The sequence below is a fragment of the Bowmanella dokdonensis genome (genome assembly GCF_017254865.1).
GTDB lineage: Bacteria > Pseudomonadota > Gammaproteobacteria > Enterobacterales > Alteromonadaceae > Bowmanella > Bowmanella dokdonensis.
In genome coordinates this window covers 1-356 of record NZ_JAFKCV010000187.1, presented here as the reverse complement: position 1 = coordinate 356, position 356 = coordinate 1, and the positions used below count along the sequence as shown (strand labels likewise).

Below are 356 nucleotides of genomic sequence, written 5' to 3'. Positions count from 1 at the left end.
ATTGGTTTCCGCCGGTTTGGCTGTTGCCACCAAAATTATTCAGACCACCATTGTTTGCGCGGTTATTGTTGTTATCAAACTGAGAAACACCACCGGACATAATGCTCGACTGTGTGCTGCCATCACGGGTCATCAGCAGATAATTCACCGTGAAGGTTTCAGTACGTATACCCGATGGATAAACACGAAATACGTTACCACTGCGCTGAATATCGTAGCCGTACATTTCCTCGCTCAAGTTGAGGGCTTCTTGCAAGGTAACCTGTTTCAAATCCAGTGAAATAGCACCCTGTACCTGGGGATGAATGGCCACACTGAAGGGCGTTCCTTCTACCAGGCCACTGAAAAACACGGCG

The 356-nt window shown here is 48.0% G+C and carries 1 protein-coding gene; it reads right to left on the bottom strand.

Annotated features, from left to right (window positions below):
• Window positions 1–313: secretin N-terminal domain-containing protein (locus tag J0A66_RS22160; RefSeq protein WP_338143945.1), on the bottom strand; the 313-nt coding region annotated here is incomplete at its 3' end.
• Window positions 314–356 lie beyond the last annotated feature (43 nt).